Raw genomic sequence first — 23,116 nt, forward strand, 5'->3', positions numbered from 1 at the left:
GGCGCGCCCGGGGAAGCCTCCCGGGGGCGCCGAAAACCCTTTGCGGGGCCGGGCGCGGGAACGTCAGGCTGCGGCCATGACGAGCCATCCCAGCGACGCCCGGCCCCGCCCCGTCGCGGACCTGTTCTCCGCCGACGGGCGCCTGATCGCGATCCCGCGCCGCCGCGAGCGCCGCGCCGCGCTCCTCGCCCACCTCGCCGAGACCCTCTTCGAACCCGGCCGCGTCTACCGCGAGACCGAGGTGAACGAGGCCCTGCGCACCGTCCACGACGACCACCCGGCCCTGCGCCGGTACCTCGTCACCGACGGCCTCCTCACCCGGACCCGCGACGGCTCCGCCTACCACCGACAGCCCACGACCCCGGCCCCCGGAGGCACGGCCCCGACCGCCGCGTGACCGGCGCGGTGACGGCCGGCCTGCTGGCCGGCTACGGCATCGCGATCCCGGTGGGCGCCATCGGCGCCCACCTCGTGGCGGTCTCCGCCCGCTCCCCCTGGCGCACCGGCGCCGGCGCGGCCCTCGGCGTAGCCACCGCCGACGGCGCGTACGCGCTCGCCGCCGTCCTCGGCGGTACGGCCCTGGTGCCGCTGCTCGCCCCCGTCGCCACACCCCTGCGCCAGGCGTCCGCCGTCGTACTGCTGCTCCTCGCGGCGTCCTCGGCCCGCACCGCGCTCAGGGCCCGCCGCGCCCCGGCCGGCCGGCCGCCCCCGCCGCCCGGCCGCGCCTACGGGACCTTCCTCGGCCTCACGATCCTCAACCCGGTGACCGTCCTGTACTTCACCGCCCTGGTCCTGGGCGGCCACGCCACCACCGGGCCCGCCGCGTCGGCCGTCTTCGTCCTCGCCGCCTCCGCGAGCTGGCAGCTCGCCCTCGCCACCGCCGGTACCCTCCTCGGCCGCGCCCTGACGGGCGTCCGCGCCCGGCTCCTCACGGGCCTGGCATCGAGCGTCCTGATCGGGTTCTTGGCGGTGCGGATGCTGTGGTGACTGGATGTTGGATCCGATGTCCTGGATCCAACATCCAGGCTTCTGGATCCAACATCCATACGGCTCCGGTCAGTACGGCTCCGATCAGTAAGGCTTCACCAGGACGTGCGCCGCCCCGGGGATGCCGACCTTCAGCAGTTCGTCCTCCTCCGGCGTGGTCTCCGCGCCCATCTCCTGCTTGAGGATCGCGCGGGACAGCGACTGCACCCACATGGCGCGCGGGCGGCGGCGGGACTCCCAGGCGGCGAGGGCGTCGGGGACGGTGTCCTCGTCGCGGAGGGAGTCGGCGAGGACGAGGGCGTCCTCGACGGCCATGGCCGCGCCCTGCGCGAGGTGCGGGGTGGAGGCGTGGGCGGCGTCGCCGGCGAGGACGATCCGGCCGACGTGCCACGGGTCCTCGACGGTGACCTGCGAGATGCGGCTGTAGACGACGGCCTCGGGGCCGGTGACGGCGGCGAGGGCCTCGGCGACGGGGCCGGAGAAGGCGGCGAGCCGCTTGGCCAGCTCCTCGTGGGCGGTGTCGGCGCCGGGGCGGTGGTCCGCCTCCTCGGCGAAGACGGCGCCCAGGTACATGAGTTCGTCGGTGATGGGGGTGAGGAGGGCCTTGGCCTCCTGGCCGGCCATGCACATCACGACGCCCTTGACCTGCGGCAGGCGCGGCACGGTGACCCGCCAGTTGGCGAAGCCGGTGTACTCGGGGGTGTAGCGGTCGCCGTAGAGGCGGGTGCGGAGCGGGGAGCCGATGCCGTCGAAGCCGACGACGAGGTCCCAGCGGCCGGTGGAGCCGTCGGTGAGGGTGACGTCGACGCCGTCGCCGTCGTCGGTCAGGTCCTGGATGGTGGCGCCGAAGCGGATCGTGGCACCGGCGGCGCGGGCGCCGTCGGCGAGGAGGGCGGCGAGCGCGGGCCGGGGGATGCCGTTGGCGGGCGGGGCGTCGCCCATCCGGGGCTGGGGGATCTCGGCGCGCGGGGTGCCGGCCGGGTCGGCGATGGTGAGGATCTCCCACTCGAAGCCCGCGTCGAGGCAGGCGTCGAGGAGACCGGCCTCGGCCATGACGTGCAGGGCGTTGGAGGGCTGGATGATGCCGACGCCGAGCGCGTCCAGTTCGTCGCGGAGTTCGACGACCTCCACGGTGTGGCCGCGGCGGCCGAGCAGGGTGGCGAGGGTGAGGCCGCCTATGCCGCCGCCGTGGACGAGGACGCGCAGGGGGGTTGCCATCTCGGATGCCTCCAGGGGCAGAGTCGTGCGGAAGTGCGAGGAGAAGAAGGGGGGGAGGGGGAGAGGGGGGTCAGGCGGGGGCCGGGAGGCTCATCAGGTGGTCGACGAGGGCCAGCAGGGACTCCTTGCCGAAGGAGCGCTGGCGGACGTCGCCGATGAGCAGCGGCACGTGCGGGTCGAGGTCGAGCGCGGCCCGGATCTCGTCGGCGGTGCGGGTGTTCTGCCCGTGGAAGCAGTTGATGGCGACGACGAAGGGGATCTCGCGGCTCTCGAAGAAGTCGATGGAGGCGAAGCTCGTCTCCAGGCGGCGGGTGTCGGCGATGACGACGCCGCCGAGCGCGCCGTGCACCAGGTCGTTCCACATGAACCAGAAGCGTTCCTGGCCGGGGGTGCCGAAGAGGTACACGACGAGTTCGTCGCTGACGGTGATGCGGCCGAAGTCGAGGGCGACGGTGGTGGTCTCCTTGGCGGAGACCCCGGCCAGGTCGTCCACGCCGACGCTGGCGGTGGTGAGGTACTCCTCGGTCCGCAGCGGGGTGACCTCGCTGACCGCGCCGACCAGGGTGGTCTTGCCGACGCCGAAGCCTCCGGCGACGAGGATCTTGACGGCGGAGGGGGCCGTCGGGTTGCTGATCATGGGTGTCAGAGTCTCCGGATTCCGTCGCGGACGGCGGCCAGCAGGTCGTGGCGGGCGCCGCCGGCGGCGCGGGCCACGGACAGCGGGGCCCGGGCGGTGAGCAGGCCGAGTCCGACCAGGTCGCCCAGCAGGATCTTGGTCACCGACACCGGGAGGCCCAGGGCGGCGGCGACCTCCGCGAGGGCCAGCGGGCGTCGGCAGCTGTCGAGGATCAGCCGGTGTTCGGGCTGGAGGCGCTGGGGTCGGAGCGGCCTGCCGAACTCGTCGAGGGGTTCCTCGACGGTCGTGAGCACGGTGATGAGGGTGAGGTCGTCCCGCTCGGGGGCGGTCCGTCCCCGGGTGACCGTGTACGGGCGGACCATGGTGCCCGAGGCGTCCTCGTACGCGTCCTCGGGCAGGTCCTCCGGGTCCCAGCCGGGTGTCATCCGAGCGGTCCGGCGGAGGTGCCGAAGGCGTCGAACTGCGAGCGGGAGGGGGTGCCCAGCTTCTGGCCGACCTGCTGCACGAGGTTGTGCATGGAGAGCGACATGACCTCGGCGTCGACCTCCTGGGAGGCGACGACGGCGAGGTGGGTGCCCTGGCCGGCGGAGATGATGAACAGCCACAGCTCGGAGAGCTCGACGATCACCTGGTGGACCGCGCCGCCGTCGAAGAGCTGGCCGACGCCGCGGGCCAGGCTCTGCTGGCCGGTGCAGATCGCCGCGAGCCGCTCGGCGGAGGAGCGGTCCAGGGTCCGGGAGTGGCTGACGACGAGGCCGTCGTCGGAGAGCAGGACCGCGCTGCGGGTCTCGGCCACGGACTCGACCAGGCCGTCGAGCAGCCAGTCCAGCTCCTGATGGGTGGCGATTGTGCGGGTCATGACCAGTCTTCTCTCGTGGAGGGGTTGGGGGTGGGGGCGGGGGCGTCCCCGGGGGTCTGGACGCGGGCCTCGCGGGACCGGCGCTGGAAGGCGCCGATGGTGGCTCCGGCGCGGCGGGGCGCGGGGCGCAGCATCGGGTCGCTGCGCCAGTCCGGCGGGGGAGCCGGCTGGGTGCGGGGCGCCTCGGGGGCGATGCGCAGTTCGTCGGCGAGGCTGGCCTGCCGGACGCGGCGGGGCAGCGGCTGCTGGGTTCCGCCGAGGGCGCCGGGGGAGGTGACGGGCGTTCCGTAGGGGTGCTGCGGCTGCGCGGGTACGGGCATGGGGGCGTACGGCTCCGGTTCGGCGGCCGTCGGGTGCGGCAGGCCGCCGCCCTGGCCGTGGTCGGCGGGCCCGTCGTGCGTGGTGCCGGCGGGCACCGGCGGGGCGAACGGGGCGGCGGGCGCGGGGAGCGCGGGCCGCTCCCGGACCGGCCCGGCGGGCGCGGCGTACGGGAAGGGCTCCCCGGCACCGGCGGGCGCGGGGCGCGGGAAGGGCTCGATGATCGCGGGCCCGCCCTGGACGGGCCCCCGGGGCAGGGAGCTCGGGAACGGGTCGGCGTCCTGCGGCGCGGCGGCCTCGGCGGGCGCGTACGGGAACGGGTCGGCGGTCTCCGGCGCGGTGGGCGCGGCCCCGTCGCCCCCGGTGTACGCGAACGGGTCGGCGTCCTGCGGCGCGGCCGTCCCGGCGGGTTCGTACGCGAACGGGTCGGCGGTCTCCGGCGCGGTCGGCGCGGCCCCGTCGCCCCCGGCGTACGGGAACGGCTCGCTGGTCTCCGGCGCCGCCGGGGCGGTCGGCGCGGGGAACGGCAGCGGCGCGGGCGGCGCGGCGTCGGGCACGGCGTACGGGAAGCCGGGCGCGGGGTGCTGTCCGGTGACCTCGGCGAGGGCGCGGCCCCGGCCCCGGCTGGGCAGGGCGCCGGTGCCGGGGTCGACGGCGACGGGCGGGCCGACCGGCCCGGCGGGCGCGGCGGCGTTCGGCGCGGGGTTCGGGACGGCGGTCGGGCGGGTGGGCGCGGCCTCGGCCCCGGCCGGTCCGGAGACCAGCTCGTGCGGGACGAGGACGACGGCGCGGGTGCCGCCGTACGCGGAGGAGCGGAACTCGACCCGCAGGCCGTACTGGGCGGCGAGGCGGGAGACCACGTGCAGGCCGAGGCGGATGTCCTCGGTGCGGGCCAGGAGGTCCATCCGGGGCGGACGGGCCATCAGTTCGTTGAGTTCGGCGAGCTGCTCGTCGTCCATGCCGAGGCCGCGGTCCTCGACCTCGATCGCCAGGCCGCGGCTGACGACCGCGGCGCGGACCTCGACGGGGCTGGGCGGGCGGGAGAAGGCGAGGGCGTTCTCGATGAGTTCGGCGAGGACGTGGGTGACGGGTCCGACCGCGCGGGGCGCGATCCACGGGGCGCCGTCGAGGTCGAGCATGACCCGGCGGTAGTCCTGCACCTCGCCCTGGGCGGAGCGCATGATGTCGAGGAGCGCGACCGGCCGGCGCCAGCGGCGGTGCGGGGAGCCGCCCGCGAGGATGACGAGGTTCTCCTCGTACCGGCGCAGACGGGCGGTCAGGTGGTCGAGGTCGAAGAGGTCTTCGAGGAGCTCGGGGTCCTCGTGGCGGTGCTCCAGGTCGTTGAGCTTCTTGAGCTGCTGGCCGATGAGCTGCTGGGTGCGGCGGGCGATCCGCTGGAGCAGGCGCTCGAAGCCCCGGTGCTGGTCGGACTGGCGGACGGCGGCTTCGAGGGCGCTGGTGCGGGCGAGGGTCAGGGCCTCGCCGAGGCGGGTGATCTCGTCGTCCGCGCGGTCCTTCTCGTCCTCCCGGATGACCTGGGACTCGGCCTCGACGTCGATCCGCTCGCCCTGGGAGAGCCGCTCGACGAGGTCGGGCAGGCTGCGCTCCAGCTCCTCGGCGCGCTCCCGCAGGTGCTCGATGCGGCGGCGCAGGGCGCGGGTGAGGCGCCAGGTGACGGTGATGACGGCGGCGATGGCGAGCAGGCCGATGACGGTGGTGAGGCCCATGCGGAGCAGCAGCGACATGATGCTGCCCTTGCCCTCCTCGACGACGAGGGCGGTGCGGTGCTCCAGGAGGGCCTCGATGCGGTCGTCGAGGGCGTCGATCGAGGCGCGCCAGGTCTTCTGGTCGGACGTCAGCGGGACGGAGCCGGTGGAGGAGGCGCGGCCCGGGGCGAGGATCGTGTTCTCGATCCCGGTCTTGGCCTTCCACTCCTGGCTGCCGATGACCGCGTCCCACATGTCCTTCTCCTCGGCCGGCAGGTAGGGCACGACGGAGGAGGTGTAGGTGAGGGACTGGGCGGAGACGAGCTGCCGGAATTCGGCGAACTCGCGGTCGCTCAGGGTCCGGTCGGCCCAGCCGCGGGCGAGGATCGCGTCGGAGCGGGAGATCATCTCCTTGACGCGGAAGAGGTCCACGAGCGGCTGCGAGAGGGTGGTGATGCGGCCGTTGTCGACGTGGCTGAGGGCGGCGAAGAGGTCGAGGTCGACCGCGATGAGGTCGGTGTAGTAGTCGTACACCGCCTGCTGCTGGTCGTCGTCGCCGCTGTCCACGAGGGAGCGCTGCGCGTCGAGTCGGGCGATGGCCGCGCGGGCGGCGGAGACGGCGTCGAGGACTTCCTGCGGGGCGCCGTCCTCGGAGACGTCCGAGAGGGTCTGGAACTGGCGGACGGCCTCGTCGGTCCTGACCCGCTGCTCCTTGAGCGCGTTGGCGGCACCGGACCGGCCAGCCAGGACGTCGGCGCTCAGGCGCCGTTCCTCCTGGAGGCTGTAGTAGACGAGGTTGGAGGGCTGGCCCGCCTTCTCGGCGAGCAGGCCCTGACCGGCCTGCCGCTGGAAGTCGAGGAAGACCTGACCGCTGGTGACGCCCCAGAGGGCGATCAGCGCGATCGCGGGTACGAAGGCGATGACCAGCAGGGTCCGGCGCAAGGAGAGGGTGGACGACCTGCGGGTCCGCTGGACTGTGGGCTTGCGCAGGGCATGCTCCTCGACAGGGAACGGACGGCACCGTTCGGCAGCGCACGTGCATCGACGCGTGCATAGTATTCACATTGCGATCACACCCGATCGCTAGGTGTGCGGAATCGTTCATTCCGTGAAGGGCGGTACGTCTCCGCCCCCTTCACGCCCCACCCCCGGCCCTCGCGGCGACCACCAGGAAGAACGAGCCACCGCGACCCCCTGGTTCAAGCCATCGGGTCGGGCCGCCCGGGCAGCCACTACCGTGAGCCCGGGTGATCGCTTCCGGTCCGAGGGGGGAACGAAACGGTGCTCGCGTCACCGCGTACACAGATGTGGAGGACGGCGGCCGCGGTCTGCCTCGCGGCCCTGGCCGCGGGGTGCACGGGCCCGGCCGCGCACAAGGAGGCGGACTCCGTCACCGAGGAGCCCTGGCCCGGCGGCGTCGAGTGCGGACTGGAGGCGCCCGCCCGCGACGACGGCCTGCTCTCCGCCCGGGAGGTGTGGCCCGATGCGGGGAGGACGGGGCGGTCGGCGCACGTCGTCGACCTGGACCGCGTCACGTGCGCCACGGGGAGGACCCCCGCCGCGATGAGGGCGGGGTCGTGCGACACCTCCGGCTTCCCCTGGGCCGGTTCGCCGGCCGCGTCGCACCAGGAGTTGTACAGCTCGGGAGTGCGGCGGTGGGCGTACGCCAGCCTGGAGGGACCGGACGGAGGGCGCCTCAAGGAGCACGTCCTGATCCCCTCGGACGGGGAGTCGGAGAGGGTCGTGGCCGCCTGCCGGAAGCAGGTGGAGAGCTGCGCGGCCGAGGTGCTGGACGCCGGGGAGTCCTCCCGGTTCCTCCTGGAGGGCTCCCCGGCGCTCGCGGTGAGCTTCCGGGGCGGGCGGGTCACCGCCTTGCAGGGATACGGCTCCGGCTGGGGGGCCACCCGCCTGAGCGGCCTTCTCGCGGAGGCGGAGAAGCGCGGCGGAAGCCTCGCGGAGGGATAGCCGCCCGTTTCCCGCCCCGGCCGCCCGGCGTCACGGTCTGGGGTCGCCGCTGATGGCGCGGCGGGTGTCGTCGTCTGTCTCGCCCTGGGTGGCGGAGGAGGCGAGGACGGCGGAGCGGAGGGTGCCGGAGAGGTGGTCGGCGAGGGCGGTGACGGCGTCGGTGAGGTGGTCGGCGACGGTCTTGAGGGCGCCCGCGGCGAGGGCGCCGTGCTCGCCGCCGCCGAGGGCGGTCAGTTCGGCGTGGAGGGTGGTGAGGGGCGGGAGGGCGTCGGCGCGGAGGGCGATCGCGACCTCGTCGAGGCGGGAGGCGGCCCGCTTGCTCTCGTCGTGGTCGACGAGGGTCCCGGTGTCGGGCTCGCCGAAGGCCCGGCCGGACATGCCGCCCGTCGCCCCGCCGTACATGCCGCCACCCGCCCCGGCGACCGCCGCGCCCGCCTCCAGGGCGCCGGCCGCGCCGCCGGCGGCACCGGCCATGCCGCCCACGGCGCCCGTCGCGCCGCCGGCCATGCCGCCCGCGGCGCCGCCGGGGAGGTCGGTGCGGACGGTGGAGAGGCCGGAGACGTTCGGGTCCTGGAGGACGCGGCCGAGGTCCTGCCGGATCCCGGTGAGGGCCCGGGCCAGCTGGTCCGCCATCACCGTCCGGGTGGCGGCGACGGTGCCGGCGAAGGTGGCGAGCGACGCGCCGCCGGTGCCGGGTGCCATCAGGGTCGCCTCCGCCTCCTCCTTCATCAGGGCGGCGACCTGGGCCAGCAGGGTCAGCTTGCCCGCCTCGATCTCGGCGACGGTCCTCTCACACCCCGGGGTGATCGCGTCCGTCGCCGCGAGGACCCGGTCGAACAGGGAGGACACCGTGTCCCAGTGCGCGGCGAGGGCCTTGGGGACCTCGCCGCGGCCGGATTCGACGAGCTGGCCGACGGGCCGCCGGGCTTCGGCCCGGGCCGCGGCGGTCGCGTCGCGGAAGGAGCGGAGGGGCGCGGACACCGCGCGCAGCCGGTCCTCGTCGGCCTCCAGCCAGGGCAGGTTCTGGGTGTGCATGAACGTCTTCGCCGCACCGTCCGGTTCTATCGCCATCGCGTGAACTCCCCCCAGGAATTGGCGTGTTGAGGTGAAACGCCTCACGGTCCCATGGGGGTCACGGCGTCACAAGACGCCCGGCGGCGGGCCGTCAGTCGATGTGGACGATCTGGAACGCCTCCGCCATCCGGCCCGCCGGGAGCCCGCCGGCGACGGCGTGCTCGGAGAGCCAGGTGCGCAGGAGGCCGGCGAGGTCGTCGAAGTGGGCGGTCTGGGAGGTGTGGATGCGCAGGGCCTCGACCTTGCGGTCGAAGACGGGGGTGACGTCCACGTACTGGTTGGGGGTGGGGCCGGTCATGAGCCACAGCTCGTGGACGGTCCAGGGTTCGAGGCCCTCGTCCCTGAGGAGGGCGGGGTGGGCGAAGGGGTTGCGGGCCTCGGGGTAGACGGCGCGCAGGCAGGCGTCGCCGACGGCCCGGTGGTCGGGGTGGAGGTCGGCGACGCGGGCCCAGTTGATCTCGGGCGAGGGGATGATGGCCCGCTGCGGGCGGACTTCGCGGATGATCCGGCACAGGTCGCGGCGCAGTTCCACGGAGGCTTCGACGAAGCTGTCGGGGTAGCCGAGGAAGCGGACGTCGGCGACGCCGCTGAGCTTCGCGGAGTGGACCTGTTCGGCCCGGCGCAGGTCCGCCATGGCCTGCCGGGGGAGCAGCGGGTCGTAACCGCCGGCGCCGCCGTCGGTGACGATGCAGTAGGTGACGCGGGTGCCGCGTTCGATCCACTGCATGACGGTCCCGCTGACGCAGAACTCGATGTCGTCCGGGTGCGCGGCCACCACCAGCAGGGATGCGGGCGCGCTGCGGACGGTCGGGTCGTTCGTCGCCAAGTCCTCCATGCGTCCAGCCTGTTGGGGCGGGAGGGGCGTCGCAAGGCCAACCCGTGGCGTGAACAGGACATGGCACTTACGCGCCACCCAAAAGCTTGGTAGATTCAAATCATTGGATGGCCCATGGAATGGGGTCTCCATCGGCCGGACCCGCCGGGGCCCGGCCGCCCGCAGTGCACCAGGACACGGAGGCGACCGGCATGTGCAGGATTCTCGGCTCCTTCGCCGCCGGGGCGGACCGCCCCGACCCGGCCGAACTCTCGGCGGCCTCGGCCCGCCAGCGCCACGGCGGACCCGACGAGCACCAGGTGCTCCGCGGGCCCGGCTGGGCGCTCGGCTGCGACCGGCTCGCCGTCACCGACCCCTGCGGCGGGCGGCAGCCCTACCGGCTGCCGCACCTGCCCGGGATCCTCGCCGTCCTCAACGGCGAGATCTACAACCACGCCGAGCTGCGCCGCGCGCTCGCCGCCCGCGGCCACCGCTTCCCCGACCGCTGCGACGGCACCGTACTGCCCGCCCTCTACGCCGAGTACGGCCCCGCCTTCGCCGAGCACCTCGACGGCATGTTCGCCGTCGCCGTCCTCGACCTTCGCCCCGGCCGCACCCGACTGGTCCTCGCCGTCGACGACATGGGCATGAAGCCGATCCACCTGCACCACGACCCGGAGGACGGCTCCACCCGCTTCGCCTCCGAGATCCCCGCCCTCCTCGCCTTCGGCGGCGTGCGCATCAGCCCCCGCGAGGACTCCCTCGACACCGTCCTCGCCACCCGCACCTCCTTCTCCACCGGCACCGCCCTCGACGGCATCTCCGTGCTGCCGCCCGGCGCCACCGCCCTCGTCCGGCCGGGCGCCGCGCCGGTCGTCCGCCGCCGGGGCCCGCACCGGGCCGCGCCGGTCGGCGACACCCAGGACGTGCTGCGCCACGAGGTCCGCCGGCTCGCCACCGCCGACGTGCCGGTCTGCGCCGTCACCAGCGGCGGCCTCGACTCCGGCCTGGTCACCGCGCTCGCCGCCGAGCACGCCCGGGAGACCGACGCGCCGCCGCTGCACACCTTCCACCTCACCTACCGGGGCGGCTGGCCCGGCTCCGAGGCGGCCCACGCCCGCTCGGTCGCCCGCCGCACCCGCACCGTCCACCACGAGATCGCCCTCGACCCCGACGAGCTGCCGTCCCTGCTGACCCGCACGGTCCGCCACCTCGGCCAGCCCAACGCCGACCCCATCACCCTCTCCACCTACGCCCTCTTCCGGGCCGTCCGCCGCCAGGGCTTCACCGTCGCCCTCGCCGGAGACGGCGCCGACGAGCTCTTCGGCGGCTACGACCGGATGCGGGCCGCGCTCGCCGCCCCGCCCGGCGCCGACTGGGCCGCCGCCTACACCGACGCCCTCTCCGCCGCCCCGCGCCTGCTGCGCGAGCACCTCTACACCGCCGACTACCGCGCCCACATCGCCGATACGGGCTCCGCCGCCGACCGCATCGAGCAGGAGCTGCGCTCCGCCGAGGCCGTCGGCGCGGACCGGGTCACCGCCATGACCGCCCTGGAGACCCGCTGGCGGCTGCCCGCCTACCACCTGCGGCGGGTGGACCACCTGTCGATGGCGTGGGCCGTCGAGACCCGGCTGCCGTTCTGCCAGCCGTCCGTCGTCGCGCACGCCCGCGCGCTGCCCGCCGCCGCCCGCACCGGCAAGCGCGCGCTGTACGAGGCGGGCGCCGAACTGCTGCCCGCGCCGGTGCTGCGCCGCCCCAAGCAGCCCTTCACGCTGCCCGTCGAGGCGATGATCGCCCCCGGCGGCCCGCTCCTCGACACCGTCCGCGAACTCCTCTCCCCGGCCCGTCTGGTCCTCGGCGGCAAGGTCCGCGCCGACCGGGTCGGCAAGCTCCTCGCCCGCCAGCTGGAGCGCCCCGACCGCGCGGACGCGCAGGCGCTGTGGGCGCTCGCCGTCCACGAGCTGTGGACGGACGTGGTCCGCGGCATGAGCATCCCCGCCGGCTGTGCCGCGGCCTGACCGGCCCGCCCCCCGGGCCCCGTCCACCCCCGCCCCCCGCGCCCTCCTCGTCCGTGCGCTCGACGCCCCCGGGCCCACGCTCGTGGTGCGGGCCGGGGAGCTGCCGGCGGGGGTGCTCGGCCTCTCCTCGCAGCTCGCCCGGCTCGGGCTCGGCCCGGGCCGGGGGGCGGCGCCCCGCAAGATCGCGCTGTACGGCCCTGGCGAGGACGGCGGACTGCGCTACCGCTTCGTGCAGGCGCTGCCGGACGGCCGCTTCGACTTCCGGGCCGGCTGCGGCCACTCGCTGCTCGCCTGCGTCGTCGCCGAGGGCCGCCCCGGGCCCGTCACCGTGCGCGCCCTCACCACCGGCGACACCGTGCTGTGCGAGCCGGAGCGGGAGCCGGGGACGTACACCCTGCACTTCCTGCGCGCCCCGGACGCGCCGGGCACGCTGCCCACCGGGCGGCCCCGGGACCGGCTGCTCGGCGTGCCCGTCACCCTCGTCCGGTACGGCAACCCGTACGTCTTCGTCGACGTGCGGCGGCTCGCGCCCGGCCCCGTACGCCCCCAACTCCTGGCGCTGCGCGCCGAGGCCGCCCGGCTGCTCGGGCACCCGCCGCACTCCGCCCTGCCGAAGATCGCCGCCGTCGAGGCGACCCCCGGCGGGCTGGCGGTCCGCGCGCTGACCGTCGGCGGCTGGCATCCGCGCCTCGCGCTCACCGGGGCCGCCGCGCTCGCCGCCGCCGGGGCCCTGGACGGCACCGTCGTGCCGCCGGTGCGGCAGCCGGTGCGGACCCCCGGCGGCACCGTCACGGTCCTCGCCGGAGCCGACCGGGTCAGCGTCCGGCACAAGCGGGCGGCCGTCCTCGGAAGCCGCCCGCTGCCCTGGCGTGTCCACGCAACGGCGTGAACGCGCAGCCCTTTTCGCAGGTCCAGGGGGCCCGGCCTCTGCCACGCTGACGGGGACCGGCCGCTGATTTCGGTATCCGTTCGGTATCCGTGGGGAGAGCAGACGCACATGAAATTCGAGAACCTGCGTGTCGTCGTGACCGGGGCGTCCCGCTACTTCGGCCGCGCGCTCGCCGTCGGATTCGCCCACCTGGGGGCCGAGGTCTACGTGTCGGCCCGGACGGTGGAGGCCGCCGAGCGGACCCGCGCCGAGGTGATGGGCTCCGCCCGCGACCGCATCCACGCCTTCGGCTGCGACCTCAGCCGGCCCGCCGAGATCCGCGAGTTCGCGGCCCGGGTGGGCGAACACACCGACCGGGTCGACCTGTTGGTGAACAACGGCGCCCGCTGGCTCGACGGCATGGACCTGGAGTCCGCCAGCGACGCCGAGATCGTCGAGACCATCGAGTCCACCGCGGGCGGCACGGTGCTGATGGTGAAGCACTTCCTGCCGCTGCTGCGCGGCTCGCTGCGCCCCGACATCGTCAACATGGTGGCGGTGCGGGACGCGGGCGGCACCGCCTCGGGCGCGGCCGGCGCCGCCCACGAGGCGTTCTGGGCGGCCAAGAGCGCCCAGGCGGGCTTCGCGGACATCCTGTCCCGCCGGCTGCGCCCCTCCGGCGTCCGGGTCTTCTCCCTCTTCCCGCCGGACTTCTCCACCTCCGACCCGCGCTTCGCGGAGTGGGACGGCTCCAACCCGGACGGCCTCGCGCCCGACGAGAAGCTGACCACCCAGGCCCTCTTCGAGTGCATCGTCTACGCCGTCGAGCAGCCCCGCGACTGCTTCATCCGCTCCTTCCACTTCGAGCCCCGCTGAATCTCCACCTTCGTGCCGACGCTCAGGAGGCTTCCGTGAGCACCCCCGTCTGGATCACCGCGACCCCGCCCGCCACCCACGGCGAACTGCACATCGGCCACCTCGCGGGGCCGTACGTGGCCGCCGACGTCCTGACCCGGTTCCTGCGGGCCGAGGGCGAACCCGTCCGGTTCACCACCGGCACCGCCGACCACGCCAGCTCCGTCGAGGTCCGGGCGCTGCGCCTGGGCCGCAAGCCGGAGGAGGTCGCGGAGGGGTACCGGGCCGCGATCACCGCCGACTGGCTGCGCTCCGGCGTCGAGTTCGACCACATCGTCCGGCCCCGCCGCGACAAGGGGTACGGCCGCTGGGTGCAGGACCTCTTCGCGAAGCTGTACGCGGAGGGCGTCATCGCCCCGCGCACCCGCCTCCTGCCGTACTGCGAGCCGTGCGAGCGCTGGCTGCACGGGGCGCACGCCACCGGCTCCTGCCCGCACTGCGGCGCCGCGAGCGACGGCGGCATGTGCCACGAGTGCGCCCGGCCCAACGACGGCGGCGACCTGATCGGAGCGCGCTGCGCGCTCTGCGGCACCCCGGCGGTGGCCCGCCGCTGCCGCCGGCTCTACATCCCCCTGGAGCCCTTCCGGGACACGCTCGCCGACTACTGGGCGGCGGCCGGGCTGCCGCCGCGGCTCGCCGCGCTGTGCGAGTCGCTGGTGGAGGACGGGCTGCCGGACATCGCGGTCGGCCACCCGGCCGAGTGGGGGCTCCAGGTGCCGGTGGAGGGCTTCCCCGAGCACCGGATCGACGGCTGCTTCGAGGCCGCCGCGATGCACCTGTTCGGCTACGACCCGAAGGGCCCGCTGCCGGCCCGCGCCATCCACTTCTGCGGCTTCGGCCACTCCTTCTGCCACGCGGTGCTGCTGCCGGTGCTGCTGCTCGCGCAGGACGTGAAGCTGCCGCAGGACTTCAACGTCAACGAGTCGTTCGTGATCGAGGAGGGGGTGCGCGGCGGGAACGTGTGGGCGCTGGACCTGCTCACCGAGTACGGCTCCGACACCCTGCGCCGGCACGTCCTCCAGGCCCGTCCGCTGGGCCGCCGCACGGTCTTCCGGCGCGACCGGCTGGCCGCCGCCCGCCGCGAGCTGGACGAGAACTGGAACAGCTGGCTGTCCCGGCTCTTCGCGGCGGTCCGCGAGGAGTGCGACGGGCTCGCCCCGCAGGCGCTGCCCGGCGGCACCGGCTGGGAGGTGCTGGAGCGGCGGCTGCACCGGGCCGTGGACGACCTGCGCGAGGCGTACGGCGCGGACGCCTTCGACCCGCGCCGGGCGGTGGCCGTCCTCGACGAGATGGTGCGCTCGGCGGCCGACTTCGGCTACGTCAACGCCCATGAGCGGTGCCGCCCCACCACGGCCTGCCGTCATCTGCCCGCGCTGGCTGCGCAGTTGGCGGTGGCGTCGGCGCTGACCGCGTGGGCGCGGCCGGTGATGCCGGAGGGTGCGGACCGGCTGGCGGCGGCGCTGAGGGTGGAGACCGGACGGCCGGTGGACTGGCACGCGCTGATCCCGCCGCTGCCGGGGACCCGGCTGGCACCGCCCTCGGGGCCGGTCTTCGGCTTCTGAGCCGCCGATTCCCGGCCATCAGCTTCTAAGCCACTAAGAAGACGACTAGACGGACGGACGGACGACCGGACGGACGACCGGACGGAGGGGTCCGGCCTCCGGGCCGGACCGGAGAGAACAGCGCGCCCCCATCCCCCTGCCGCGCGAACCCGGCGCGACCCGCGCGGGGACACGCGGCCCCCCACCCACAGGAGCCCCCCGTGTCCCTGCGCGTCGCCATGCTCAGCGTCCACACCTCCCCGCTCCACCAGCCCGGCACCGGGGACGCCGGCGGCATGAACGTCTACATGGTCGAACTCTCCCGGGCGCTGGCCGAACAGGGCGTCGAGGTCGACCTGTTCACCCGCCACCAGGACGTCGGCGAGCCCCGCCTCACCGACCTCGCGCCCGGCGTGCGGGTCCGCCAGGTGGCGGCGGGTCCGCGCCGCCCGGTGGCCAAGGAGGAGGTGGCGGACCTCGTCCTGCCCTTCGCGCTCGGCCTCTTCCGCCAGGAGCGGGCGTACGACCTCGTCCACTCGCACTACTGGCTCTCCGGGCAGGCCGGGCGGATCGCCGCCTTCGGCTGGAACACCCCGCTGGTGCACACCGCGCACACCCTGGCCCTGGTGAAGAACGCCCACCTGGCCGAGGGCGACACCCCCGAACCGGCCGCCCGGATCGACGGCGAGCGGCGGCTCGCGGCCGAGGCGGACCGGCTGATCGCCAACACGGCGGACGAGGCCGAGGCGCTGCGCGGGCTGTACGGGGCGGACGCGGCCCGCACCCAGGTGGTGCGGCCCGGGGTGGATCTGCGGACCTTCGCGCCCGGTCCCGGCCGGGACGCGGGGCGGGCGGCGGCCCGGGCCCGGCTCGGCCTGCCCGCCGACGCCTTCGTGCCGCTCTACGCGGGCCGCATCCAGCCGCTGAAGGGCCCGGACGTGCTGGTCCGGGCGGTGGCCGAACTGCTGCGGATGGCGCCGTGGCTGCGCGGCCGGCTCCTGGTGCCGGTGATCGGCGGGCACTCGGGCGCGGGGGAGCGGGGCACGGTGGGGCGGCTGGCGGCGGAGCTGGGCGTCACGGACGTGCTGCTGCCCTGTCCGCCGGTGCGGCAGGAGCGGCTCGCGGAGTGGTTCCGGGCGGCGGACGTGGTGGTGGTGCCCTCGCGCAGCGAGTCCTTCGGCCTGGTGGCGGCGGAGGCGCAGGCGTGCGGCACGCCGGTGCTGGCCTCGGCGGTGGGCGGGCTGCCGACGGCCGTGTGGGACGGGGTGACGGGGCTGCTGGTGCGGGGGCACGACCCGGTGGAGTACGCCCGCCGGCTGCTGTGGCTGGCGGTGCGGCCGGAGGCGCGGGAGACGATGGGGGCGGCGGCGGTCGGGCACGCCCGGGGGATGAGCTGGCGGACCTCCGCCGCGCGGACGATCGACGTCTACGAGGACGCGCTGGCGGTGCGCGAGCGGGCCGGGCTGCGGCGCGGACCGGGACGGGTGGGGCAAGGGCGGCGGCACGCCCCTGCCCCGGCGGCCCCTCTCTCCTGGAGGAACGAGAAGGCCGTAGCACGAGTCTAGCATCTCTTTTGGTTCGACCAAAGGTTAGGCGGGCTCCGGATGTGTGAATTCCGTTCAGGTGGCGGCGCATTGACGCACACACGCCATGGCGGATCCACGCATCGAGAATCCCTGGATTCACCCGGGAGCGGCCGACAGAATAGAGATGTCTTCAGGGGGAACCCGGCGGCACGGGCCCCGAAGACGGAAATTCGAAGGTCAACTCCTGGAGGAAATAGTCATGAACGCCCGCCAGAACAACGGACTTCGTACCGCCGCCCGCCAGTTCGGCCTCGCGCTGGCCGCCTGTCTCGCCGTCGCCGGCGGCGCGGCCCTGGCCGTCGCCCCCGAGGCGTCCTCGGCCCCCCGCCCCGTCGTGGCCGGTCCCGCCGAGGACCCGGCCCCCACGCCCACGCCGACCTCGACCAACGGCAACGGCTGGAACGGCCCCTCCCCGGCCCCCGCGCCCGCCCTGGCCGCCGGCCAGTAGCCCACCGCCCGCACCACCGTCGCAGGCCCGCGGGGGAACACCCCCGTGAAGCCCCCGCGGGCCTGTGGAAACACCCGGGAAACGACGGCGCGAACACCGGCCGGAACGCCCGGGAGAAAGACGCCGGAACACCGGCGAAATCCTGCCGCGAGAGGCCCCGTGATTCCCCACCGGAATCCCGGGGTTTCTTGCGTGCGCATTCGGGGCGCCCCATCCCCCGTCCTTTTCCTTTGGTATATGCCCGGAGCCGGGGCGGACCGCTCCCCCGCCCCCGGCACCGCACCGGGGCGTCCCGTCCCTCAGTCCAGCCAGCCCAGCCGGACCGCCCGCACGCCCGCCTCGAAGCGGCTCTGCGCGCCCAGCTCCTGCATCAGCTCCGAGAGCATCCGGCTCACCGTGCGCAGCGAGACGCCCAGCGTCCGCGCGATCTTCTCGTCCTTCATCCCGCCGGCCAGCATCCGCAGCGCGGCGCGCTGCTGCTCCGACAGGCCGTCCCCGCCCCGGTCGGCGCCCACGTCGTGCCCGAACGGGGCGGCCATGTGCCAGCAGTGCTCGTACAGCCCCAGGTAGGACCCCACCAGGGCCGGGCCGCGCACCAGGATCGCGCCCTCGGCGGCGTTCTCCGGGCGGATCGGCACCATGGCGAACTGCCGGTCCGCGATGATCATCGTCATGGGCACCAGCGGCGACAACCGCACCTCCACGCCCACCTCCAGACGGCGCGTCAGCATCTCCGCCACCTCCGGGTGGCTCGCCGCGTGCTGGCTGTAGATGGCGCGGACCCGCACCCCGTTCTCGATCTGCCGCCGGTCCCGGCTCAGCACTCGCTCGGCGACCTCCTGCACCAGCGAGGTCGGGTGCATGGAGACCAGGTCGGACTGGATGACGTCGGTGATGTCCTCCAGGACCTGCTGGATCCGCCGGTAGTCGGTCAGCTGCTCCACGTCGATCTCGGGCCGCAGCGAGGCCGACCGGAGCACCGTCCCGGCCAGCGTCTCCAGCGTGCTGTACGCCTGGTCGGCCTCGGCCAGGTGCTCGCGCAGGCGCTCCCGCTCGCGCTCCAGGAGCCGCAGCAGGGCGATCTCCGGGTCGATGGCGGCGACCGTGTCCAGGTCCGGCCGCCAGGCGCCGGTGCGCAGTTCCTCGCGCTCGGCGTGGGTCGCGGTGGTCGGGGCGACCAGCCCCAGGGAGAGCAGTTCGTCACGACATCGCTCGTACTCCTCGCCGGTCAGGCCCAGTTCGGCCGCGACCTCGGCGAGGCTCGACACCCCCCGGCGGCGTAATTCGCGGTAGACGGGGACGAGCCGGCCGCCCGGCAGCCCCGCGAACGCCTCCGGCCCGTCGCCGGTCGTACCGTCCGTGGCGTCGTCGGTCGCGGCCATGGCGCGTCTCCCCCTCGTCGTCGTGGACCCACCCTGCGGAATCGCCAGACTACGTGCCGCGTCCGCCCCGGCCCGTCCTCCCGTCCCCGCCGCCGTGGTCAGGCGGGCGGCTCGTACGGCTCCCCGTCGAGGAGGCCGAGGCGGGCGGCCCGGACACCCGCCTCGAAGCGGCTGGCGGCGTCGAGTTCCTGCATGAGTTCGGAGATGAGCCGGCTGACCGTGCGCAGCGAGACGCCCAGGTTGCGGGCCACCTGCTCGTCCTTGATGCCGGAGGCGAGCATCCGCAGCGCGGCCCGCTGCTGCTCGGACAGGCCGTCGCCGCCGTGCTCGCCCGGCTCCTCGCGGCCGTACGGGGTGGCGGCGTGCCAGCAGTAGTCGTAGAGGGCCCGGTAGGAGCGGACCAGACCGGGGCCGCGGGCCAGGATGGCGGCCGACTCCGGGTCGTGCGGATCGGTCGGCAGCAGCGCGAAGTTCTCGTCGGCGAGGACCATGTTCATGGGGACGACGGCGGAGAGCCGCACCTCGACGCCGAGCGCGGTCCGCTCGGCCAGGTGCTGGGCCATCTCCGGGACCTGGCCCACCCGGTGGCTGTACATGGCCTGGACGCGGACCCCGCGGGCGGTCCGCTCGCGGTCCCGGTCCAGTTCGAGGCACATCTCGTCGCGCCGCACCGAACCGGTCAGCATCGAGTGGACCGAGGCGCGGACGGTCTCCGTCAGCTCGGCGAGCTCGCGGCGGATCCGGGCCGGGTCCTCGACGATCTCCACCTCGACCTCGGAGCCGGGCTCGGTCCCGCTCCGCAGGAAGGGGCCGGCCAGCGTCTCCAGGGTGGTGTGCGCGCGGCTGGTCTCGGCCAGCCGGTGCTCCAGCCGCTCCCGCTCGTGCTGGAGCAGCCGCAGCAGGGCGGTGTCGGGCGGGACCACGACCGGGGCGGTGCCGGCGGCGGGCGGTTCGATCAGCCCGAGCGCGGCCAGCTCCGCGCGGCACTGCTCGCGCTCGGCCGCGGTGAGGTTCAGTCTGCGGGCCGCGTCGTCGAAGCCCTCGCCGGGTGCGTCGCGCAGCTCCTGGTAGAGCGTCAGGGCCTGTTCGCTTCCCGTGCGCGCTCCGGCGGCGTTCTTGGACACGACGCAGCTGACTCCCCTCGGATCGCGCGGATCCCGTTGAAACGCCCCGCTAGACCCTGCCACAGATTCGAACGCGCCGCACGGCCTTGAGAGTTCCCGCCATCGTCCGGGACGTTCACCCGCGCCGTACGGGCCGCTTCAAGCGGTCAGGAAGCCGCGGGCTCTTCCTGGCGGCAGTCGGGGCACAGCCCCTTGAAGACCAGCTCGGCGTCGCCGGTCCGCCAGCCCGGCAGGCTGCCGCGCGGGGGCACGGGGGCGGGCGCGTCCACGTTCTCCACCCGGCCGCAGCGCACGCACAGGGCGTGCTGGTGGCGGGGGCCCGAGATCTCGAAGACGGCGGGCAGGCCGGGCCGGTCGAACTTGCTGACCAGGCCCGTCTCCTGGAAGTGCCGCAGCATCTCGTAGACGGCCTGGCTGGTGAGGGTGCCGAGCCGCTCGCGGGCGGTCGCGGTGATCGCCTCGACGTCGAGATGGCCGCCGGCGGCGAGCACCGTGAGGACCTCCAGGCGCGGCCCGGTCACCCGCAGGCCGACGTCCCGCAGGCGCTGGATCACCGCCTCGCGCCCGGCCAGTTCTTCCACGACTGCCATTCTCTCCGCCCGCCACCTGGTCGGCTCAAACGTTTGTGGCCATCGTACCTCTTGCCCGTCAACGCCGTCAGTCGTCCGTGCGGCAGACCAGCAGCACCGACTCGGTGCGCTCGTCGATCCGGTGCCGCCGCCGGCCCTCCACCCGCAGCCCCGCCGCGTGCAGTTCGGCCGCCAGCCGGTCCGGGTCCACGATCCACTTGTCGGTGGTGAGCACCGTCCGCTCCGAGGACGTCTTCCCGGTCCGCGCCGAGCAGTAGGTGATCCGCTCGCTCATCGCCGCCAGGTCGAAGACCTGCCGGGCCACCACCCACTCGTCGATCCCGTCGAACCTCGGCACCTGGAAGGCCCAGGTCCGGCGCGGCTCCGCGATCAGGCCGGGCAGTTCGTGCGCCGTGTAGTCCAGGGCCAGCGCCCCGCCGTCCGCCAGGTGCGAGGCGACCTCCCGCAGCAGCCCCGGCCGCCGGGCGGGCGGGACGGCCGAGACCATCGCGCCCGCCAGCAGGGCCAGCCGGTAGCTCCCGGCGAGCCGCAGCTCGCCCAGGTCCGCCCGGCGGGTGACGACCAGTCCGGCCACCTGCGGACCGATCCGGCGGGCCCAGCCTTCGAGGCGCTCCAGTGCGGAGGCGTCCCGGTCCACGGCTTCCACGGCGAAGCCGTGCCGGGCGAAGGGGACGGCGAGCCGTCCCGCGCCGGAGCCGAGGTCCAGGACGGGTCCGCCGACGGAGCGGGCGAGGCCGAGGTACCGGACGATGTCCGCGCTGTGCGGGCCGAGCAGGGCGTCGTGCAGCCACACGGAGCCCTCGTCCGTCGCGGAGACGGACTCCAGGCCGGGCAGGGCGTCGGGGTGGAGCCGCACCCCGGCGCCGGGACCCGGCACCGGTTCGTATCGGGACGGCAGGACCGGCGCGAGCGCTGCGGGCACGGCGGGCAGGGAAGTGCCGCTCGGGGTGTGCATCCGCTCCTCCAGGTGCTCGCTCGGTCCATGCCGTCCGGCGGGGGCGCCCGTGCCGCCGGGACCGCACCGCTGCGACCATCCTGACCTGGGGGAGGAGCCCCGATCCACCGGATCGGGCTGCGTGAACACGCGATGGCGTGGATCTGCCACGGGTACGGGGAGGGGCGCGGGGCCGTGCCGGGGGAGCCGGGGCCGCCCGGAGCGGAGCCGTACCGGGGGAGTCGCGGGGGGGGAGAGGAGTCGTACGGGGAAGGGGGACGCGGGGTCAGACGGCGCGGCCCCAGCGGCGCGGGCCGAGGGGGGCGAAGCCGAGGCGGCGGTAGAAGGGGAGGGCCGGGTCCGCCTCCACCGGGAGCTGCACCCGCTGCCCGCGGGCCCCGTACTCCCGGGACCGGTCGGTGGCCGCCGCGAGCAGGGCGGTGCCGGTGCCGCGCCGGCGCGCGTCCGCCGCGACCGCGAGCGCGTACACCTCGCCCTCGCCGGGCACCGGTACGCCGCAGGCGGCGGCGCCGAGGACACGGCCCTCGTCGTTCTCCGCGACCAGCCAGCCGAGCCAGCCGGGGGCGCCGCCCGGAATTTCAATTTCCGCGCGTATGCGGGGCAGCGCGCATTGCGTGGAGATCAGCCGGCGCAGCGGGATTTCACCCAGCATTCCCGCATAGCTGCCGCGGATCGCGTCGGCGAGCAGCCGGGATATCGTCGTCGCGTCGCCGGCAGCTGCCGTACGGACGCCAGCGAGCTGCATTGGATCTGTACCCTTCGCCGTGTCGAGCGCCGTATCGGGTCCTGTTGCCGAGCCGGAGCCCCAAGGTACCCACAATAGCGGTCGATTTCCCCGTGTGTGACCGATGCGAAATCTACGAATTCACTTAGTAAATAGAAGAGTTGGTCCGGTCTTTAGGCCGGGAAGGAACAGCAGGCGATGACGAGCGGAGCCATCGCGAGAGCCGCCGCCGAGATCGCGAACAGCCCCCGGAGCACGGGGTGTCCGGCGCTGTGCGGAGTGAGGATGCGGCGCATCCGGAGCGCGGCCGAGGGGCCGCCCGCGGCGAAGGCGGAGCGCGGCGCCCGGCCCGCCGCGAGGGCGTAGAGCGCGGTGGCGAGCGCGTCCCTGGTACATCGGCGCAGGGCGCGGTCGTCGGCGGCCATCTCCAGGAGGAGCGGCACCGAGGCGGCCCCGTGCCGGGCGAGCGGCAGGCCCCGGAAGGCGGTGCGGAAAGCCTCGGCGGCGGCCACCAGGAGGTGGTGGCGGCCCGCGATGTGGGCCCGCTCGTGGGCGAGGGCGGCGGCGAGCTGGGCGGGGGTGAGGGTCTCGACGGCGCCGGAGGAGACGACGACGCGGCGGCTGCGGCCGGGCAGGCAGTAGACGGCGGGCCGGGCGTGGTCGAGGACGGTGGCCCGCAGCCCGGGGTCGTAGCGGCCGATCATCCGGAGCACGTCGGCGTGGGCGCGGCGGCTCCTGCGGGCCCGCAGCAGCCCCCGGCCGAAGGCGCCGGCCGGCAGGGCGAGCACGGCGGCGGCGAGCAGGGCGGCGAGCAGGTCCCGGCCGCGCAGGGCGAGCAGGTGGGCGGGGGTGGGCAGGTCGAGCGTGAAGAGCAGGTCGGCGAGGCGGTGGCTGGACTCGGCGGGCAGCACCATCTGGGCGGGGAGCAGCGCGGCGGAGACGGCGAAGACGGCGCCGCAGGCGGTCCAGGCGGCGAGCGCGAGCCGGGGCACCTGCGGCGCCCAGCGCGCGGGGACGAGCAGCCAGGGCGCGACGAATCCGCTGAACAGCACGAAGCCGAGGGGCACGAGCACGTGGTGGTTCACGACCGGCCCCCCGGTGCGGGCGGCGCGTCCCGGCGCGCCCGGGGCCGCGGCGGTACGCCTCCGAGGCCGAAGCCGCGCGGGGCGTCGCCGGGGAAGGACCCGCGCCCGGCCGGTGCTCCGGCGGCGGACCCGGGACCTGGCGCGGTGCCGGGTCCTGCCCCGGCGCCCCGGCCGGCCCCGGCACCCCGGCCGGCCCCGGCACCCCGGCCGGTCCCGGCACCGCGGTCGGTCCCGGCACCGCGGTCGGAGGGGGCCGGGCGGCCGGGACCGGCGAGGGGTCCGGCGGGGGGCCCGGAGGG

General features: G+C 75.2%; 22 protein-coding genes. 9 read left to right on the top strand and 13 right to left on the bottom strand.

Annotated features, from left to right (window positions below; all coding sequences use genetic code 11):
- Positions 1–76: 76 nt before the first annotated feature.
- Together IE219_RS00865 and IE219_RS00870 are read left to right on the top strand one after the other, a co-directional pair.
- Positions 77–397, top strand: a complete 321-nt coding sequence (locus tag IE219_RS00865) for a DUF2087 domain-containing protein (protein WP_189974389.1) — start codon at positions 77–79, stop codon at positions 395–397.
- Positions 394–987 (top strand): LysE family transporter, encoded by a 594-nt coding sequence (locus IE219_RS00870; RefSeq protein ID WP_189974391.1) that lies wholly within the window; start codon positions 394–396, stop codon positions 985–987. Before IE219_RS00865 ends, IE219_RS00870 begins: the two co-directional genes overlap by 4 nt.
- Positions 988–1,071: 84 nt before the next feature.
- On the opposite strand, the gene IE219_RS00875 is transcribed toward IE219_RS00870, so the two are convergent.
- The 5 genes from IE219_RS00875 to IE219_RS00895 form a co-directional block, all read right to left on the bottom strand.
- Positions 1,072–2,205: an FAD-dependent monooxygenase gene (locus IE219_RS00875; protein ID WP_189974393.1), complete on the bottom strand. Its 1,134-nt coding sequence runs from the start codon at positions 2,203–2,205 to the stop codon at positions 1,072–1,074.
- Positions 2,206–2,275: 70 nt separating this feature from the next.
- Complete coding sequence (locus IE219_RS00880; RefSeq protein WP_189974395.1) at positions 2,276–2,842, bottom strand: GTP-binding protein; 567 nt, start codon at positions 2,840–2,842, stop codon at positions 2,276–2,278.
- A gap of 5 nt (positions 2,843–2,847) precedes the next feature.
- Positions 2,848–3,267 carry a DUF742 domain-containing protein gene (locus IE219_RS00885; protein WP_189974397.1) on the bottom strand — a complete coding sequence of 140 codons (420 nt, stop codon included), beginning with the start codon at positions 3,265–3,267 and terminating at the stop codon, positions 2,848–2,850.
- Positions 3,264–3,701: a roadblock/LC7 domain-containing protein gene (locus IE219_RS00890; RefSeq protein ID WP_189974399.1), complete on the bottom strand. Its 438-nt coding sequence runs from the start codon at positions 3,699–3,701 to the stop codon at positions 3,264–3,266. Before IE219_RS00890 ends, IE219_RS00885 begins: the two co-directional genes overlap by 4 nt.
- Positions 3,698–6,667, bottom strand: a complete 2,970-nt coding sequence (locus IE219_RS00895) for a sensor histidine kinase (protein WP_229849520.1) — start codon at positions 6,665–6,667, stop codon at positions 3,698–3,700. Before IE219_RS00895 ends, IE219_RS00890 begins: the two co-directional genes overlap by 4 nt.
- Before the next feature lie 363 nt (positions 6,668–7,030).
- On the opposite strand from IE219_RS00895, the gene IE219_RS00900 reads away from it, so the two are divergent.
- Complete coding sequence (locus IE219_RS00900; protein WP_189974401.1) at positions 7,031–7,690, top strand: hypothetical protein; 660 nt, start codon at positions 7,031–7,033, stop codon at positions 7,688–7,690.
- A 30-nt stretch (positions 7,691–7,720) separates the two neighbouring features.
- On the opposite strand, the gene IE219_RS00905 is transcribed toward IE219_RS00900, so the two are convergent.
- Positions 7,721–8,761: a hypothetical protein gene (locus tag IE219_RS00905; protein ID WP_189974403.1), complete on the bottom strand. Its 1,041-nt coding sequence runs from the start codon at positions 8,759–8,761 to the stop codon at positions 7,721–7,723.
- A gap of 94 nt (positions 8,762–8,855) precedes the next feature.
- Positions 8,856–9,599, bottom strand: coding sequence for a PIG-L deacetylase family protein (locus tag IE219_RS00910; protein WP_189974405.1), 744 nt, complete (start codon positions 9,597–9,599; stop codon positions 8,856–8,858).
- Between the two features lie 191 nt (positions 9,600–9,790).
- On the opposite strand from IE219_RS00910, the gene asnB reads away from it, so the two are divergent.
- From asnB to IE219_RS00940, 6 genes are all read left to right on the top strand, one after another.
- Positions 9,791–11,599 carry an asparagine synthase (glutamine-hydrolyzing) gene (asnB, locus tag IE219_RS00915; RefSeq protein WP_189974407.1) on the top strand — a complete coding sequence of 603 codons (1,809 nt, stop codon included), beginning with the start codon at positions 9,791–9,793 and terminating at the stop codon, positions 11,597–11,599.
- A complete protein-coding gene (locus tag IE219_RS00920) occupies positions 11,586–12,488 on the top strand; it encodes a 2-methylaconitate cis-trans isomerase PrpF family protein (RefSeq protein ID WP_189974409.1) in 903 nt (300 codons plus the stop codon). The genes asnB and IE219_RS00920 overlap by 14 nt, the downstream gene beginning before the upstream one ends.
- A gap of 108 nt (positions 12,489–12,596) precedes the next feature.
- On the top strand, positions 12,597–13,343 hold the full coding sequence (locus IE219_RS00925) for an SDR family oxidoreductase (RefSeq protein WP_189974411.1): 747 nt from the start codon (positions 12,597–12,599) through the stop codon (positions 13,341–13,343).
- Positions 13,344–13,378: 35 nt separating this feature from the next.
- A complete protein-coding gene (locus IE219_RS00930) occupies positions 13,379–14,944 on the top strand; it encodes a class I tRNA ligase family protein (protein ID WP_189974413.1) in 1,566 nt (521 codons plus the stop codon).
- A 218-nt stretch (positions 14,945–15,162) separates the two neighbouring features.
- The gene (gene mshA / locus IE219_RS00935; protein WP_189974949.1) at positions 15,163–16,488 is read left to right on the top strand and encodes a D-inositol-3-phosphate glycosyltransferase; all 1,326 of its coding nucleotides are present in this window, start codon (positions 15,163–15,165) and stop codon (positions 16,486–16,488) included.
- Positions 16,489–16,708: 220 nt separating this feature from the next.
- A complete protein-coding gene (locus IE219_RS00940) occupies positions 16,709–16,957 on the top strand; it encodes a hypothetical protein (RefSeq protein WP_189974415.1) in 249 nt (82 codons plus the stop codon).
- Positions 16,958–17,256: 299 nt separating this feature from the next.
- Here the strand turns inward: IE219_RS00940 and IE219_RS00945 are convergent, their stop codons facing one another.
- The 6 genes from IE219_RS00945 to IE219_RS00970 form a co-directional block, all read right to left on the bottom strand.
- Entirely contained in the window at positions 17,257–18,339 is a 1,083-nt protein-coding gene (locus tag IE219_RS00945) for a helix-turn-helix transcriptional regulator (RefSeq protein ID WP_189974417.1), read from the bottom strand.
- 98 nt (positions 18,340–18,437) lie between these two features.
- Positions 18,438–19,463: a helix-turn-helix domain-containing protein gene (locus tag IE219_RS00950; protein WP_189974420.1), complete on the bottom strand. Its 1,026-nt coding sequence runs from the start codon at positions 19,461–19,463 to the stop codon at positions 18,438–18,440.
- A 146-nt stretch (positions 19,464–19,609) separates the two neighbouring features.
- Entirely contained in the window at positions 19,610–20,053 is a 444-nt protein-coding gene (locus IE219_RS00955) for a Fur family transcriptional regulator (RefSeq protein ID WP_229849521.1), read from the bottom strand.
- Between the two features lie 67 nt (positions 20,054–20,120).
- Positions 20,121–21,008, bottom strand: coding sequence for an SAM-dependent methyltransferase (locus tag IE219_RS00960; protein WP_189974421.1), 888 nt, complete (start codon positions 21,006–21,008; stop codon positions 20,121–20,123).
- 265 nt (positions 21,009–21,273) lie between these two features.
- Positions 21,274–21,753: a GNAT family N-acetyltransferase gene (locus tag IE219_RS00965; protein ID WP_189974424.1), complete on the bottom strand. Its 480-nt coding sequence runs from the start codon at positions 21,751–21,753 to the stop codon at positions 21,274–21,276.
- A 152-nt stretch (positions 21,754–21,905) separates the two neighbouring features.
- The gene (locus IE219_RS00970) at positions 21,906–22,817 is read right to left on the bottom strand and encodes a M56 family metallopeptidase (protein ID WP_189974426.1); all 912 of its coding nucleotides are present in this window, start codon (positions 22,815–22,817) and stop codon (positions 21,906–21,908) included.
- Positions 22,818–23,116 lie beyond the last annotated feature (299 nt).

It is taken from the genome of Streptomyces termitum, assembly GCF_014650175.1.
In the GTDB taxonomy this organism is placed as follows: Bacteria; Actinomycetota; Actinomycetes; order Streptomycetales; family Streptomycetaceae; genus Streptomyces; species Streptomyces termitum.

Coding starts and splice junctions, on each gene's coding strand:
- IE219_RS00865 (WP_189974389.1), top strand. CDS start 77: ATGACGAGCCATCCCAGCGACGCCCGGCCCCGCCCCGTCGCGGACCTG.
- IE219_RS00875 (WP_189974393.1), bottom strand. CDS start 2,205: ATGGCAACCCCCCTGCGCGTCCTCGTCCACGGCGGCGGCATAGGCGGC.
- IE219_RS00880 (WP_189974395.1), bottom strand. CDS start 2,842: ATGATCAGCAACCCGACGGCCCCCTCCGCCGTCAAGATCCTCGTCGCC.
- IE219_RS00885 (WP_189974397.1), bottom strand. CDS start 3,267: ATGACACCCGGCTGGGACCCGGAGGACCTGCCCGAGGACGCGTACGAG.
- IE219_RS00890 (WP_189974399.1), bottom strand. CDS start 3,701: ATGACCCGCACAATCGCCACCCATCAGGAGCTGGACTGGCTGCTCGAC.
- IE219_RS00900 (WP_189974401.1), top strand. CDS start 7,031: ATGTGGAGGACGGCGGCCGCGGTCTGCCTCGCGGCCCTGGCCGCGGGG.
- IE219_RS00905 (WP_189974403.1), bottom strand. CDS start 8,761: ATGGCGATAGAACCGGACGGTGCGGCGAAGACGTTCATGCACACCCAG.
- IE219_RS00910 (WP_189974405.1), bottom strand. CDS start 9,599: ATGGAGGACTTGGCGACGAACGACCCGACCGTCCGCAGCGCGCCCGCA.
- asnB (WP_189974407.1), top strand. CDS start 9,791: ATGTGCAGGATTCTCGGCTCCTTCGCCGCCGGGGCGGACCGCCCCGAC.
- IE219_RS00925 (WP_189974411.1), top strand. CDS start 12,597: ATGAAATTCGAGAACCTGCGTGTCGTCGTGACCGGGGCGTCCCGCTAC.
- mshA (WP_189974949.1), top strand. CDS start 15,163: ATGCTCAGCGTCCACACCTCCCCGCTCCACCAGCCCGGCACCGGGGAC.
- IE219_RS00940 (WP_189974415.1), top strand. CDS start 16,709: ATGAACGCCCGCCAGAACAACGGACTTCGTACCGCCGCCCGCCAGTTC.
- IE219_RS00945 (WP_189974417.1), bottom strand. CDS start 18,339: ATGGCCGCGACCGACGACGCCACGGACGGTACGACCGGCGACGGGCCG.
- IE219_RS00955 (WP_229849521.1), bottom strand. CDS start 20,053: ATGGCAGTCGTGGAAGAACTGGCCGGGCGCGAGGCGGTGATCCAGCGC.
- IE219_RS00960 (WP_189974421.1), bottom strand. CDS start 21,008: ATGCACACCCCGAGCGGCACTTCCCTGCCCGCCGTGCCCGCAGCGCTC.
- IE219_RS00965 (WP_189974424.1), bottom strand. CDS start 21,753: ATGCAGCTCGCTGGCGTCCGTACGGCAGCTGCCGGCGACGCGACGACG.